13 protein-coding genes and 2 tRNA genes are annotated in these 14,174 nt (G+C 55.6%); 11 read left to right on the top strand and 4 right to left on the bottom strand.

Translation table 11 applies throughout. The features are described from left to right. The first annotated feature begins 2 nt into the window (after window positions 1–2). From GBK02_RS07275 to GBK02_RS07320, 10 genes are all read left to right on the top strand, one after another. On the top strand, window positions 3–641 hold the full coding sequence (locus tag GBK02_RS07275) for a tetratricopeptide repeat protein (protein ID WP_203469064.1): 639 nt from the start codon (window positions 3–5) through the stop codon (window positions 639–641). Next, a complete protein-coding gene (gene bamB / locus GBK02_RS07280; protein WP_203469065.1) occupies window positions 641–1,801 on the top strand; it encodes an outer membrane protein assembly factor BamB in 1,161 nt (386 codons plus the stop codon). The genes GBK02_RS07275 and bamB overlap by 1 nt, the downstream gene beginning before the upstream one ends. After that, on the top strand, window positions 1,798–3,129 hold the full coding sequence (der, locus tag GBK02_RS07285) for a ribosome biogenesis GTPase Der (protein ID WP_203469066.1): 1,332 nt from the start codon (window positions 1,798–1,800) through the stop codon (window positions 3,127–3,129). Before bamB ends, der begins: the two co-directional genes overlap by 4 nt. A 77-nt stretch (window positions 3,130–3,206) precedes the next feature. After that, on the top strand, window positions 3,207–3,443 hold the full coding sequence (gene hfq / locus GBK02_RS07290) for an RNA chaperone Hfq (protein ID WP_203469067.1): 237 nt from the start codon (window positions 3,207–3,209) through the stop codon (window positions 3,441–3,443). Window positions 3,444–3,506: 63 nt separating this feature from the next. Then, the gene (hflX, locus tag GBK02_RS07295) at window positions 3,507–4,664 is read left to right on the top strand and encodes a GTPase HflX (RefSeq protein WP_203469068.1); all 1,158 of its coding nucleotides are present in this window, start codon (window positions 3,507–3,509) and stop codon (window positions 4,662–4,664) included. 37 nt (window positions 4,665–4,701) lie between these two features. After that, window positions 4,702–6,000 (top strand): FtsH protease activity modulator HflK, encoded by a 1,299-nt coding sequence (gene hflK / locus GBK02_RS07300; protein WP_203469069.1) that lies wholly within the window; start codon window positions 4,702–4,704, stop codon window positions 5,998–6,000. Next, the gene (gene hflC / locus GBK02_RS07305; protein ID WP_203469070.1) at window positions 5,997–6,884 is read left to right on the top strand and encodes a protease modulator HflC; all 888 of its coding nucleotides are present in this window, start codon (window positions 5,997–5,999) and stop codon (window positions 6,882–6,884) included. The genes hflK and hflC overlap by 4 nt, the downstream gene beginning before the upstream one ends. Beyond that, window positions 6,881–7,066, top strand: coding sequence for a DUF2065 domain-containing protein (locus GBK02_RS07310; protein ID WP_203469071.1), 186 nt, complete (start codon window positions 6,881–6,883; stop codon window positions 7,064–7,066). Before hflC ends, GBK02_RS07310 begins: the two co-directional genes overlap by 4 nt. Next, window positions 7,063–8,217 carry an ATP phosphoribosyltransferase regulatory subunit gene (locus tag GBK02_RS07315; protein WP_203469072.1) on the top strand — a complete coding sequence of 385 codons (1,155 nt, stop codon included), beginning with the start codon at window positions 7,063–7,065 and terminating at the stop codon, window positions 8,215–8,217. The genes GBK02_RS07310 and GBK02_RS07315 overlap by 4 nt, the downstream gene beginning before the upstream one ends. 5 nt (window positions 8,218–8,222) lie before the next feature. Continuing rightward, on the top strand, window positions 8,223–9,530 hold the full coding sequence (locus GBK02_RS07320) for an adenylosuccinate synthase (RefSeq protein WP_203469073.1): 1,308 nt from the start codon (window positions 8,223–8,225) through the stop codon (window positions 9,528–9,530). A 44-nt stretch (window positions 9,531–9,574) separates the two neighbouring features. Here GBK02_RS07320 and GBK02_RS07325 read toward each other — a convergent pair whose 3' ends face one another. The 3 genes from GBK02_RS07325 to GBK02_RS07335 form a co-directional block, all read right to left on the bottom strand. Then, complete coding sequence (locus tag GBK02_RS07325; RefSeq protein WP_203469074.1) at window positions 9,575–9,964, bottom strand: hypothetical protein; 390 nt, start codon at window positions 9,962–9,964, stop codon at window positions 9,575–9,577. A gap of 188 nt (window positions 9,965–10,152) precedes the next feature. After that, window positions 10,153–10,237, bottom strand: a tRNA-Leu gene (locus GBK02_RS07330). Window positions 10,238–10,433: 196 nt separating this feature from the next. Next, a tRNA-Leu gene (locus GBK02_RS07335) sits at window positions 10,434–10,518 on the bottom strand. A 38-nt stretch (window positions 10,519–10,556) separates the two neighbouring features. On the opposite strand from GBK02_RS07335, the gene rnr reads away from it, so the two are divergent. After that, a complete protein-coding gene (rnr, locus tag GBK02_RS07340; RefSeq protein ID WP_203469075.1) occupies window positions 10,557–12,962 on the top strand; it encodes a ribonuclease R in 2,406 nt (801 codons plus the stop codon). Window positions 12,963–12,976: 14 nt separating this feature from the next. Here rnr and GBK02_RS07345 read toward each other — a convergent pair whose 3' ends face one another. After that, window positions 12,977–13,768, bottom strand: coding sequence for an HDOD domain-containing protein (locus tag GBK02_RS07345; RefSeq protein WP_203469076.1), 792 nt, complete (start codon window positions 13,766–13,768; stop codon window positions 12,977–12,979). Window positions 13,769–14,174 lie beyond the last annotated feature (406 nt).

The following is a 14,174-nucleotide window of genomic DNA, read 5'->3' on the forward strand; positions in this document are numbered from 1 at the left end:
TCATGGCGCATTACGACCTCGAAGAGCAGGAACAGATTGAAACCCTGAAAACCTGGTGGAACATGTATGGCAATCTGGTCACTACCGTGGTGGTGGCTGCTTCCGTTGCCGTGATCGGGTGGCAAGGCTGGAATTGGTATCAGCGCAATCAGACGGCACAAGCCTCGGCGGTTTATGCTGTCCTCGAACAAGCTGTTGCCGTGCGCGATGCAGCCAAAGTCAAGGCAGCAGCGGGTGAGCTGGCTGAAAAATTCGGCCGGACCAGCTATGCCGCACTGGGCGCTTTGCAGGCAGCCCGCCAGTCTTTCGATGCGGGCGACAACAAGACGGCGATTGCCCAATTGTCCTGGGCAGCCGACAACGCCAAAGATGAGTTGAAGGATATGGCACGTCTGCGTTTGGCGGCAATCCAGCTTGATGAAAAAGCCTACGATGATGCGTTGAAAAACCTCGATGTAGCCCATGCACCTGCATTTGACGCACGTTTCCAGGAACTCAAGGGCGATGTTCTTGCGGCCCAAGGCAAAAAGGCCGATGCGCGGACTGCTTACAAGGCTGCTCTCGGAAAAACAGAGGAAAAGCCGGGTCCTGCGCGCGAATTGCTGCAACAAAAGCTCGACAGCCTGGGTGAGGCCGCCTGATGTCCCCGCGCCTGATGTCCTTGCTGGCCGCTGCCGGATTCGTGCTGTCCGGTTGTGCGACAATTTTCGATACGGTTGATTCGCTGAATCCGTTCACGAGCGCCGGCCCCAAGAAGGCCGAACTCAAGCCGATTGTGGCCAGTCTGGATGTGCGGACAGTCTGGTCAGCCAGCGCCGGCAAGGCCGGTGATTACACTTTTGCACCAGCCGTGGTTGGCGACGCGGTTTATGTGGCCGGGCGCGATGGAGCCATCCAGAAGCTGGTTGCCGGCAAGGCGGTCTGGAAAGTCAACGCAGGCCAGCCGGTCTCTGCCGGTGTCGGTGCCAACGAACGCCTGGTTGTCGTTGGAACGCCCAAGGGTGAAGTCCTGGCTTTTTCTGCAGAGGATGGGAAGCTGTTGTGGCGCGCTCCGGTGTCGAGCGAAGTTCTGGCCGCACCCGTCGTCGGTGCCGAGGGCGTTGCTGTAAAGAGCGGCGATAATCGTGTCTTCCTGCTGGATGCTGCCGATGGCGGGCGCAAGTGGGTTTATCAGCGATCCACCCCGGCTTTGTCGGTCCGCAGCGCCGGTGCCCCGATTTTTGCCGACCGTTTTATTTTTGTCGGTTTCCCTGGTGGGAAACTGGTTGCCCTGGCCATCCAGAACGGCGCGCCTGTCTGGGAAGGCGCTGTGGCCTTGCCGAAAGGCGCGACCGAACTTGATCGGGTTGCCGATATTGTGGCAACCCCGGTCATCGATGGCACCCAGATTTGTGCCGTGGCCTTTCAAGGGCGCGTTGCCTGCTTTGACATGAGCCAGGGTGGCGCAATGATCTGGTCGCGCGACGTTTCGTCGGCCGCCGGTTTGGCCCTTGATGGCCGCTACCTTTTCGTAACCGATGAGCGTGGCGCGGTCCACGCACTTGACCGGCTTTCCGGCAGCAGCCTGTGGAAACAGGATAAATTGCTGAATCGCCGAGTATCTGCGCCAGCTGTTCGGCGCGGTAATGTGGCAGTGGCCGACGCCGAAGGTATCGTGCACTTCCTTTCCCGCGAAGATGGCAGTTTCGTTGCCCGTCAGAAAACTGATGGCACTCCTGTCCGTACTTCCGTACAACCGCTCGGTTCCGGCTTTCTGGTGCAAACCAGTGGCGGCAACGTGAGCCTGATCGAGCCTCAATGAAGCCTACTATCGTTCTCGTGGGCCGACCCAATGTCGGTAAATCCACTCTTTTCAATCGCCTGACCAAATCGCGCGACGCGATCGTTGCCGATATGCCCGGGTTGACGCGTGACCGACATTACGGTCACGGCAAATTAGGGACAAAGCCCTATCTGGTTGTTGATACCGGTGGTTTCGAACCGCTGGTCAAGGAAGGCATCCTGCATGAAATGGCGCGCCAGACCGAGCAGGCCATCGCGGAAGCCGACGCGGTCATTTTTGTCGTCGATGGTCGCACCGGCCTGACGCCGCACGACAAGGAAATTGCCAATAAATTGCGCCGCCTGGCTCGCCCGGTGTTTGTCGCGGTCAACAAGGCCGAAGGCATGAATTCCGGCATGGTCGAAGCGGATTTTCATGAGCTGGGTCTGGGTGAGCCGAATGCGATTTCGGCAGCACACGGCGAAGGTGTCCGTGGTTTGGTCGAGCTGGCACTTGAAGCCTTCCCTGAGCCGGATGAGCATGAAGAGCAATCGTCCGCCATTCGCGTCGCCATCGTCGGTCGTCCGAATGTTGGCAAATCAACAATGATCAATACGCTGCTGGGTGAAGAGCGGGTCATCGCTTTTGATGCGCCGGGGACCACGCGGGACTCGATCGAAATTGATTTCGAGCGTGGCGGCAAACAGTATGTGCTGGTTGATACGGCCGGGATGCGCAAGCGCGGCAAGGTTTTCGAGTCGATCGAGAAATTTTCGGTGGTTAAAACCCTGCAATCGATTGAAGATGCCAATGTCGTCATCTTGATGGTCGATGCCCAGGCCGACGTTTCCGATCAGGACGCGCACATTGCCGACTTCATCGTGCAGTCTGGCCGAGCCCTGGTTGTCGCGGTCAACAAGTGGGATGGCCTCGATGCCTACACGCGTGAACAAACGCGTGAAACGCTGCAGCGCAAACTGAAATTCCTCAGCTTTGCCAAATTCCATTTTGTTTCGGCCAAGGAAAATATTGGCCTGGAATCTGTCTTCCGCTCGGTTGATAGCGCATTTGCCGCCGCCATGACCAAGATGTCGACGCCGCGTCTGGCCCGTGTTCTGGCCGATGCCGTTGCCAAGCAGGCGCCGCCGAAGCATGGTGTATTTCGTCCCAAGCCGCGCTATGCGCACCAGGGGGGATCCAATCCGCCGATCATCGTGGTGCATGGTAACGCGGTGGATCAGATCGCTGACAGTTATCGTCGTTATCTCGAACATACTTTCCGCGAAGCCTTCAAATTGCAGGGAACTCCTTTGCGGATTCAATTTGTTACGGCAAAAAATCCGTTTGCTGACAAGGATAAAAAGTAATCAGCAAATTCTTCGCCACGCTGAAGTAATTTTCGGTACATTAGGCACCTCATAACAACACACATGGAGTCCACACCATGAGCAACAAAGGGCAACTTTTACAAGACCCCTTCCTCAACGCTCTTCGTCGCGAGCACGTTCCCGTTTCGATTTACCTGGTCAACGGGATCAAATTGCAGGGCCAGGTTGAATCGTTTGACCAGTACGTTGTTCTGCTCAAGAACACCGTCACCCAGATGGTTTACAAGCACGCCATCTCCACGGTTGTACCGGCTCGCCCGGTCAGCCTGCAGCAAGATCAGGCAGCAGAGTAATTCCTGCCTGTCGACAAGTCCGCCCTTCGGGCGGGCTGTTTCTCCCGATAGCTACAAAAAATCATGAATGAACGGCCGGCTGGCGGCGAACGTGCGGTCATCGTTCAGCTGGATCTCGGACAACCTGATCTTGAGGATCAGTTGGAGGAGGTCCGATTGCTGGCGGAGTCGGCTGGCGGTATTGTTGCCGCTGAAATTGGCGGCCGACGGCAAAGCCCCGATCCCAAATTATTTGCCGGCAAAGGCAAGGTTCAGGAAGTGGCTGCAATGCTGGCAGCAGCCGATGCCGATCTGGTTATCTTTAACCATGAACTTTCACCGGCCCAGCAACGCAATCTTGAGCGGGAACTCAAATGTCGGGTTGTTGACCGAACGAGCCTGATTCTTGATATTTTTGCCTTACGGGCATCCAGTGCCGAAGGAAAGTTGCAGGTTGAACTGGCACAGCTCGAGCATCTTTCGACTCGCCTGGTTCGCGGTTGGACTCACCTGGAGCGTCAGCGTGGTGGCATCGGCATGCGTGGCCCGGGCGAAAAGCAGCTGGAAACCGATCGTCGGTTGTTGGGAAACCGTGTCAAGCTGCTCAAGGAACGTCTGGCGCGCCTGACCCGTCAGCGTGGCGTTCAGCGCAAGGCCCGTTCGCGGGGTGATGTGCTGAGTGTTTCGCTGGTTGGCTACACCAATGCCGGCAAGTCGACTTTGTTCAATGCCTTGACCCACGCAGGTGTTTTTGCTGCCAATCAGTTATTTGCCACACTTGATACCACGTCCCGCAAACTGTGGATTGAAGGCGCCGGCAATATCGTGGTTTCCGATACGGTGGGTTTTATTCGGGATTTGCCTCACGCCTTGATCGATGCGTTTCATGCCACGCTCGAGGCGGCGACCGATGCTGACCTTCTGTTGCATATCGTGGATAGTGCCAGTCATGCGCGCGATGAGCAGATCAGTGAGGTCAACAAGGTTCTTGAGGAAATCGGTGCCCGTGATGTACGTCAGGTTATTATCTGGAACAAGATAGACTTGACCGAAGCCTCTCCGGGAGTGGAGCAGGACGAGTATGGTAATATCGCGCGCGTTCGCCTCAGTGCGCGCTCAGGTGATGGTCTGGATTTGTTGCGTGAATCCTTGGCCGGATATGCCCGGGCAAAAGCTGAAAGTCGCCGGAACGAAATGGCGGTAGCAGAGCTCGAAGCCCGACAATACGATTACATAAGCTGAATCCCCAATATCCATGATTCCGACCCTAGGTATTTTCATGTCGCTTAATGACCCGCAGTGGGGTAACCGTGGCGGTAATGACGGTGACAAATCCGGCGGTCCACGCCGGCCAAATGATGGCCCGCCTGATCTTGAAGATTTGTGGCGTGATTTCAACCGCAAGCTTTCCGATATGTTTGGCAAAAAAGGGGGCGGCAACAACAATGGCGGCGGTGGTGACGGTCCGCGGATGCCGCAGTTTGACTTCAGCCCCAAATTTCTCGGCGGCGGGCTTAGCCTGATTGCCGGTTTGGTCGCCGTTGTCTGGCTGGCTTCCGGTTTCTACATTGTCGATGCTTCGCAGCGCGGTATCGTGCTCCAGTTCGGCAGCTACAAGGAAGCGACGGAGCCTGGCTTGCGCTGGCGTCTTCCATATCCGATCCAGTCACATGAGTTGGTCAATCTGACCGGCGTACGGACGATTGAAATCGGCTATCGCGGCAGCGAACGCAACAAGGTGCTGAAGGAAGCACTGATGCTGACGGATGATGAAAACATCGTGAACATCCAGTTTGCCGTTCAGTACATCCTGAAAGATCCGGTCGAATACCTGTTCAACAACCGTCATCCCGATGAAGCTGTCATGGGCGCGGCTGAAACTGCCGTGCGCGAAATCGTCGGCAAGAGCAAGATGGACTTCGTGCTCTACGAGGGCCGCGAGCAAATTGCGACCCAGGCTGCCAAGTTGATGCAGGACATTCTCGATCGCTACAAGAGCGGCATCCTGATTTCCAAGGTCACGATGCAGAATGCTCAGCCGCCGGAGCAGGTTCAGTCCGCTTTTGATGATGCCGTCAAGGCAGGTCAGGATCGTGAGCGGCAGAAAAACGAGGGCCAGGCCTACGCCAATGACGTCATTCCGAAAGCCAAGGGAACGGCTGCACGCTTGATGGAAGAAGCCAATGGTCACCGTCAGCGCGTCATTGCAACGGCGGAAGGTGATGCCTCGCGCTTCAAGCAGGTTCAGGCCGAATATGCCAAGGCACCGGAAGTGACGCGTCAGCGCATGTACCTGGAAACGATGCAACAGATCTACTCGAATACCAGCAAGGTCATGGTTGATGCCAAGGGGCAGGGTAATCTGCTCTATTTGCCGCTCGACAAGCTGATGCAGGCAACTGTGCCGCTTGTCCAGTCGCAAGCTGGCGCATCGGAAATTGCATCGACCCAGCAGTCTGGCGCCAAAACAATCGCACCTTTATCCAATGAGGCGCCGCCGCAATTGGATAATTCATTGAATAATCCACCCCGACGCGAACCTCCGTTGCGTTCGCGTGATCGGGAGAGCCGCCCATGAGCCCGCGTAGCAATATTCTTGGTTTGATTGTTGTCACCCTATTTATCGTGGTGGCGATGTCGGTCTTTACTGTTGATCAACGCCAGTATGCCGTTGTTTTCCAGTTGGGAGAGGTCAAGCAGGTCATCACTGAGCCCGGCATGAGTTTCAAGATTCCGTTGATTCAGAACGTCCGGTTCTTTGAAAAGCGGATCATCACGCTGGACAACAACGAGCCGGAGCGCTTCATTACTTCCGAAAAGAAAAACGTCCTGGTCGACTCCTACATCAAGTGGCGGATCATCGATCCCAAGCTTTATTACATTTCAGTCGGCGGAGATGAGTCGCGGGCCAAGACGCGTCTGAATCAGACGGTCAACGCTGGTTTGCGTGAAGAATTCGGTAAGCGCACGGTGCATGATGTCATCTCCGGTGAGCGTGAGCGAATCATGGACCAGATGCGCGAGAAAGCAGATGCCGATGCTCGCAAGATCGGTGTTCAGATTGTTGATGTCCGCCTGAAGCGCGTTGAACTGCCGACCGAAGTCAGCGAAGCGGTTTATCGCCGGATGGAAGCCGAGCGCAAGCGCGTGGCTAACGAGCTGCGTTCCGAAGGTTCGGCTGAGGCAGAAAAAATTCGTGCCGATGCGGATCGCCAGCGCGAAGTCATCGTTGCCGACGCTTATCGTGACGCCCAGAAAATCAAGGGTGAAGGCGATGCCAAGGCGACGGCAATCTATGGTCAGGCTTTTGGCCAGAATGCTGAGTTTTACGCGTTTTACCGCAGTCTTGAGGCTTACCGCGGTAGCTTCAAGAGTAAAAATGATGTCATGGTTGTTGAGCCCAATTCCGACTTCTTCAAGTACATGAAGAGTATCGGCCGCGGGAACGACAAAGGTAAATGACCTCGACCTTGCTGTTGGCCTTCGCACTGATGTTGGTGCTTGAAGGCATAATGCCTTTTATCGCCCCGGCGGCTTGGCGTGAAACCTTTCGCCGCCTTATTCAATTCTCGGATGGACAAGTCCGTTTTGTCGGCCTCACGTCGATGATTGTCGGTCTTGTCCTGCTCATGGTCTTTGCATGAACTGGTTGTTACCTGAATACCTTGCCGACGCCTTGCCGGCTGAAGCTGCTCGTATTGAATCCCTTCGTCGCAGCGTACTCGATCATTTCCGTACTCACGGTTTTGAGTACGTCATGCCACCGATGCTTGAGTATCTTGATTCGCTATTGACTGGCGCAGGCCAGGATCTGAACTTGCGAACATTCAAGCTGGTTGATCAGTTGTCCGGACGGACGATGGGTGTGCGCGCCGACATTACGCCGCAGGCTGCTCGAATTGATGCGCATCTGCTTAACCACGAAGGCGTCACCCGCCTGAGCTATTGCGGTAGCGTTCTGCATACTTTGCCCGCAAGTATTTCTGCGGGGCGTGAGCCGCTGCAGATCGGCGCTGAATTGTATGGCTATGCCGGTATCGAGGCTGATCTCGATATCATCCGTCTCATGGCGACAGGGTTTGATCGCATCAGTTTGTCGATCAGCCGGATTGATCTGGGGCATGTCGGTATTTTCCGTGCGCTGGCTGAAGCTGCGGGATTGCCGCGTGAGGCCGAGGAGAATGTCCTTAGCCTGCTTCAATCAAAGGATGTCCCCGGCTTGATCGAGGCGTGCGCCGAAGTGCCGGTCCCTTATCGTGAAGCGCTGCAGCTTTTGCCTATGCTTTATGGTGGCGCTGAAACATTGGCTCGTGCTCGTGCAGAGCTGCCTGCATTGCCTGAAATTACTGCTGCGCTTGATGGTTTGCAGTATCTTCTTGAGGCTGCACCCGAGCTGCCGTTCTCGATTGATCTCTCGGATTTGCGTGGCTATCACTACCATAATGGTGTGGTCTTTGCTGCTTATTGCCCCGGTTATCCGGCTGCCATTGCTCTGGGTGGTCGTTATGATGGCGCGGGTCAAACTTTTGGGCGAGCACGTCCGGCAACCGGGTTTTCGATGGATTTGCGTGAGGTTGCGCGTCTCGTCGCGCCAAACGGATCCAAAGGGGCAATTCTGGCTAGTTATGCGGCGCATGACAAGGTACTGGCTGCTCACATTGCAGCCTTGCGTGCACAAGACGAAATTGTTGTCGAGTTGCTGCCGGGTGAGTCTGCCTGCGAAGGCCCGCTCTGTGACAGAAAACTCGCCCAGGTCGGTGGGCAATGGATTATTGAAGCAATACAAGAGGATTAATAAAAATGGCCAAGAATGTCATCGTGGTGGGAACCCAGTGGGGCGACGAGGGTAAGGGCAAGATCGTCGACTGGTTGACGGATCATGCGCAGGGCGTGGTTCGCTTTCAGGGCGGACATAATGCCGGTCATACGCTGGTCGTTGGCGAGCAGGTTTACAAACTGAATCTGGTGCCCTCCGGTATTGTCCGTGATGGGGTGCAGTGCTATATCGGTAATGGTGTCGTGCTTGATATTCACCACCTGCTATCCGAAATTGCCGAGTTGGAAAAAGGTGGTATCGACGTTCGTTCGCGCCTGAAAATCAGCCCGGGATGCCCCGTTATCCTTCCGTACCATTCAGCCATCGACAAGGCGCGCGAATGTGCCAAGTCTGAAGACAAGAAGATCGGCACGACCGGCAAGGGGATTGGGCCGACTTATGAAGACAAGGTTTCGCGTCGTGGCCTGCGTGTTTACGACCTGTTCAATCCAGAGCGTTTTGCCGAGAAGCTCAAGGAAGTCCTGGAGTATCACAATTTCGTATTGACCCAGTATTTCAAGGCGCCAGCCGTTGATTATCAGGCTGTGCTTGAGCAGGCTCTGGCTGATGCCGAGCAGATCAAGCCGATGGTGGCTGATGTTTCTGCTGCACTGTATGAAGCGAATCAAGCCGGTCAGAACATGTTGTTCGAAGGCGCGCAGGGTACGCTGCTGGATATCGATCACGGCACCTATCCGTTCGTTACTTCATCGAACTGTGTTGCAGGTCAGGCATCTGCGGGCTCCGGTGTCGGTCCGGGCATGCTCCATTACGTTCTGGGTATTACCAAGGCTTACTGCACGCGTGTCGGTGGCGGCCCCTTCCCAAGTGAGCTTGATATTGAAACCGAAGGCGTCCCGGGTTACCAGATGTCTCAGGTTGGTCGTGAATTTGGCACCGTGACCGGGCGCAAACGCCGTTGTGGCTGGTTCGATGCGGCAGCTTTGCGTCGTTCAGGACGAATCAACGGCCTTACTGGTCTGTGCATCACCAAGCTCGATGTGCTGGACGGTATGAAGGAACTCAACATTTGTACCGGCTACAAGCTCGACGGCAAGGTGATCGACCTTTTGCCGATTGGTGCTGATGAGGTTGCCCGTTGCGAGCCTATTTACGAAACCATGCCGGGTTGGAGCGACACGACATTTGGCGTCAAGCGCTGGGAAGATTTGCCGCTCAATGCGCAGAATTATCTGAATCGTCTTGAGCAGCTTTGCCAGGTACCCATTGCGATCGTTTCAACCGGCCCGGAGCGTGATGAAACGATTCTGAAGCAGCATCCGTTTAACTGATTTTGTCAGTGCTGCGGTCAACGGGCCCGATGGGCCCGTTTTTTTTAGCGCGGAGGCATGACGGCTTGCCATCCTTCCGGGCAGTAGCGGACATACGGATAATACTGGCCGGATGAGCCGCAGTAATACCAGCTGCCTGTCTCCGGCTGAATCTGAGCCGGGCGCGGTGGCGGGGTGTATGCCGGCGCGGCGTAGACCGGTGCCGCGTTGGCTTGACTGTAAGCTGCTGCTCCAATGGCCAGTCCTGTGATTGCCAGCAGGGCTGCCGGACCGGCCCAGCCGGGTCCTCTGCGATGCTCCTGATGGCGGTGGCCATAGTAGTCATGGCGATCGTGGCGGTAATCGCGTTCGTGTCGGCCCCGGTCGGCATGGGCAGTGGTGACGCTGCCAAGTGCGAGGCTGAAGGCAAGGCTAATGGCGATGGTCTTTTTCATGATTGGCTGCAATATCGGTTGCGATAGCCAATTAACGCTGCACGAAAGAGTTCGATGACCGCTGTTGCGTAAGCAAGTGTGAGTAATTGTTACTCGGGCGCAGCGTTTCGGATATTAGTGAGGCTGCTGTCAGTGTGGTCAGAAATGAAAAAAGGCCTTGTTTGAACAAGGCCTTCAATCAATATTACTGGTGCCCAGAAAGGGACTCGAACCCCCACGGAGTTACCCGCTAGTACCTGAAACTAGTGCGTCTACCAATTCCGCCACCTGGGCAGGTGTGAAGACCGCAATTATACATGGATTTTCAGAGTGGGCAAGTCCTGCTTGTGCGGTGGTCGACTATTCCAGGCAAAAACTTTTCTTTTGTCGTGAGAGACTGGAGGAGTGTGAGACAATCTTTCCCGTGCCACGAAACCTGAGCAGAAATGAAAAAAGGCCTTGTTTGAACAAGGCCTTCAATCAATATTACTGGTGCCCAGAAAGGGACTCGAACCCCCACGGAGTTACCCGCTAGTACCTGAAACTAGTGCGTCTACCAATTCCGCCACCTGGGCAGGTGCGAAGAGCCGAAATTATAAAGGAACAGTAGTTGATGTCAAGAAAAAAACTTTCAAAGATTCGTAAGTCAGACCCGTTTTTTGAGCGTGAATCGGCACGCTATGATTTTCCGTTGCCATCCCGGGAGTACGTCACTCAAGTGATGACTGATGCGGGGCGCCCTTTGTTGTTCGACGATCTGGTTGAGTTGCTGGATATTGCACCGAGTGAGCGCGAAATGTTTCTGCGGCGCCTGGGGGCTATGGAACGTGAAGGGCAGCTTTTACGCAATCGCAAAGGTGATTACATCCTGCCTGAACGGGCGAGTTTGACCCCGGGGAAAATTCAGGGGCATCAGGATGGTTATGGTTTTCTGGTGCCGGATGATGGAGGTGCCGATATCTTTCTCGATCAGCACCAGATGGGCAAAGTTCTCCACGGGGATCGTGCCCTGGTTCGGGTTACCGGCCTGGACCGGCGCGGTCGTCCGGAAGGCTCGATTGTCGAGGTGACTGAACGAGCCAATTCGCGCGTTGTCGGTCGCGTCCTGATTGAGCATGGCGTAGTTGTTGTCATCCCCGAGAACAAGAGGATTGCCCAGGATATTCTGGTGCCGCCTGAAAAGAAGGGAAAAATCAAGGCTGAGTCAGGCCAGGTGGTGATGGTTGAGATTATTGAGCAGCCGAGCAAATTCTCGCAGCCGATTGGTCGCATCATCGAAGTCCTGGGCAATTACGCCGATCCGGGCATGGAGATCGAGATTGCCTTGCGCAAGCATGATCTGCCGTTTGAGTTTTCCAAGGCTGTGCTGGCGGAAAACAAGGCCTTGCCTGACAAAGTCAAGAAAACGGATATCAAGGGGCGTGAAGATCTGCGCGAATTGCCGCTGGTGACCATCGATGGTGAAACGGCGCGCGATTTCGATGATGCCGTATTCTGCGAAAAGAAAGGCCGTGGCTGGCGTCTGGTTGTAGCGATTGCCGATGTCTCCCATTACGTCAGGCCAGGCATGGCGCTCGACAAGGAGGCCAGGGAGCGGGGCAATTCCGTTTATTTTCCGCGTCGCGTCATTCCCATGCTGCCGGAAAAGCTGTCGAACGGCATTTGCTCGCTGAATCCCGATGTTGAACGGATGGCCATGGTTTGCGACATGGATATCAGCGCAGCCGGGAAAATAGGCGAGTATCGTTTTTACCCGGCAGTCTTCCGTTCGCATGCCCGGCTGACCTATAACCAGGTCTGGTCATGGTTGTCAGGTGACGTGGTGCCGGAGAGCGAGGTTCACATCGCCATTCAGCCGCAGGTGAAAAATCTGTACAAGCTTTATGCCGCCTTGCACAAGGCGCGTGGTTTGCGCGGAGCCATCGATTTCGAAACGACCGAAACGCAGATGCTGTTCAATCAGCAGGGCAAGATCGAGAATATCGTGCCGGTTGTCCGTAATGACGCACATCGCATCATCGAAGAGTGCATGTTGGCAGCCAATGTCTGTGCTTCAGACTTTTTGGCCACGAACAAACAGGTTTGCCTGTACCGAATTCACGAAGCACCGGGCGATGAAAAGCTCAAGAACCTGCGTGCCTTCCTGGGTGAGTTTGGTATGGCACTGGGCGGGGGCGACGATCCGCGTGCCAAGGACTACGCTGTTTTGCTTGAAAAAGTGAAACAGCGCCCGGATTTCCATCTGCTGCAAACGGTTATGTTGCGTTCGTTGCGGCAGGCAATGTACAGCCCGGACAACGTTGGTCATTTTGGTCTGGCTTACGAGCACTATACCCACTTCACTTCACCGATCCGGCGCTATCCGGATTTGCTGGTGCATCGGGCGATCAAGGCGGTGCTGGCCAAGGAAAAGTACGTGCCGGATGAAAGCTGGGAGGATATCGGCCTGCATTGTTCCGGTACCGAACGGCGGGCTGATGAAGCAACCCGTGATGTCGAGAACTGGCTGAAATGCTTCTACATGAAGGAGCGTGTCGGAGAGGTGTTCGACGGGACAATTTCGGCCGTCACCGCCTTTGGTATTTTTGTCGCGCTCGATGCAGTGTATGTCGAGGGGCTGGTCCATGTTTCAGAGTTGGGCCAGGACTATTTCCAGTTCGACAACATCAAGCATCAAATGCTCGGTGAGCGAACCGGTGAGCGCTTCCGGCTTGGCGACCGGGTCAAGGTCAAGCTGGTCAGGGCTGATCTTGAAACGAACAAGATCGATTTTGTCCTGATTCGTGAGGGGCAACCTGCCAACGGGCACAAGTCTGTGGCCAGAGGAGGGCAGAAAGTCAGCGCCCGGGCGCCGCTCAAGGCCTCTGTCAAGCCGGTACGCAAGGTGCAGGCAGAGACGCCGGTAAAACGTCCGGCCAAGGCCTTGCCGAAAGCAAAATCAACAGGCAAGGCGGCACCCAAACGCTCAGGCAAGGCCGTTGCCAAGCCGGCATCAAAAAAGGCAGCCAAGCGGCGTTGACCGTAGCAAGCGGGTCAAAGATGCGTCGGGTCGATCAGATCCGACGCCTTGAATGCAATACGCGACACCTGTTCGCTGTCCAGTCCCGGGAGCTGTTCTGTCAGCCACTCCAGTGAAGCGCTTGGGATGACATGCTTGGCTTCGGCAATGTCTGCCGGCAAGGCTGGGCTGTCCGGGCCTTCCGTTGAAAGATGGCGAGCGGCGTCGATGCTGATTCGTGCAAGATTGGCCCGGGGGCTTTCAATGCCTCGAATCAGCTGGGGGAGCAGTGATGGCAGGTTCCAGATGGCAGCACATTTCAGCGTCAGATCCTTGAAGCGAAAGCCGCAGCTGTCGACCTGCGCTTGAACCGAGCGAGGCGAGTGGCCTGAGCGGAGTGCGGCCTGAGCTGCCATCGGCAGTTCCGGCGCAAACGACCAAAGCAGCAGTTCACCTATTTCCGCCAGCAGGGCTGCCATGGCTATTTCATCTGGCGATATATCTGCTCTGGCCCCCCCCCAGCGCAAGGCCAGGCGACTGGCAAGGTGCGAGCGTGCTTCGCATTCGGCCAGGCCTGGATTAGCTTCATTGGTTTCCGGGCAGGCCATCAATAATTTTCGGAAGGTATCCGAGCCGAGCTGCATTACGGCGGCAAGAGGGGTTGTTGTTTCGTGGGCAAGACGCTGGACGCGTCGTCCTTCGGCTTCTCGCAGCAGGCGCAGGCACAGAAAAGGATCGGCTGCGGCGATGTCAGCCAGTTCGAGTGGCGAAAGCTTTTCGCCTTGGCTGGATTCGAGTTCCAGTAACTGGATCTTCGATCTGGGCATGCAAGGCAACGGGTGCCCACTCAGATAAGCGGCCCATTGATCCACGCCCCAGCGTCGTTGGTGTTCCTTGATCAAGCGTCTTCTCGTTGTTGATCGCCTGTTCAGGTTAACGTAAAAAGTTGTGATAACTGTAGGAAAAGTCTCTTTTTTTAGGGGTAAACGATAAAATAGAAAGATTCTGAGATATGGGTGTCCAGCATGGCGGAAATTCAATTGACTCGGATTCTTGCGAAAGCAGAGTCAGGGGTCAGTGCTGACTGCGCCGATTTGCCATTTTTTTTGTCAAGTCAGGCGCTGCCGGCTGACCTGAAAACCGGGCACCCGCTCCTTGATGCCGGTCACGCGCACTTGCTGGCTTGCGTCGAGGGCCTGCGTCGAATTTGCATCGATCACCGGAATTTCCGGT

It is taken from the genome of Dechloromonas sp. TW-R-39-2, assembly GCF_016864195.1.
GTDB lineage: Bacteria > Pseudomonadota > Gammaproteobacteria > Burkholderiales > Rhodocyclaceae > Azonexus.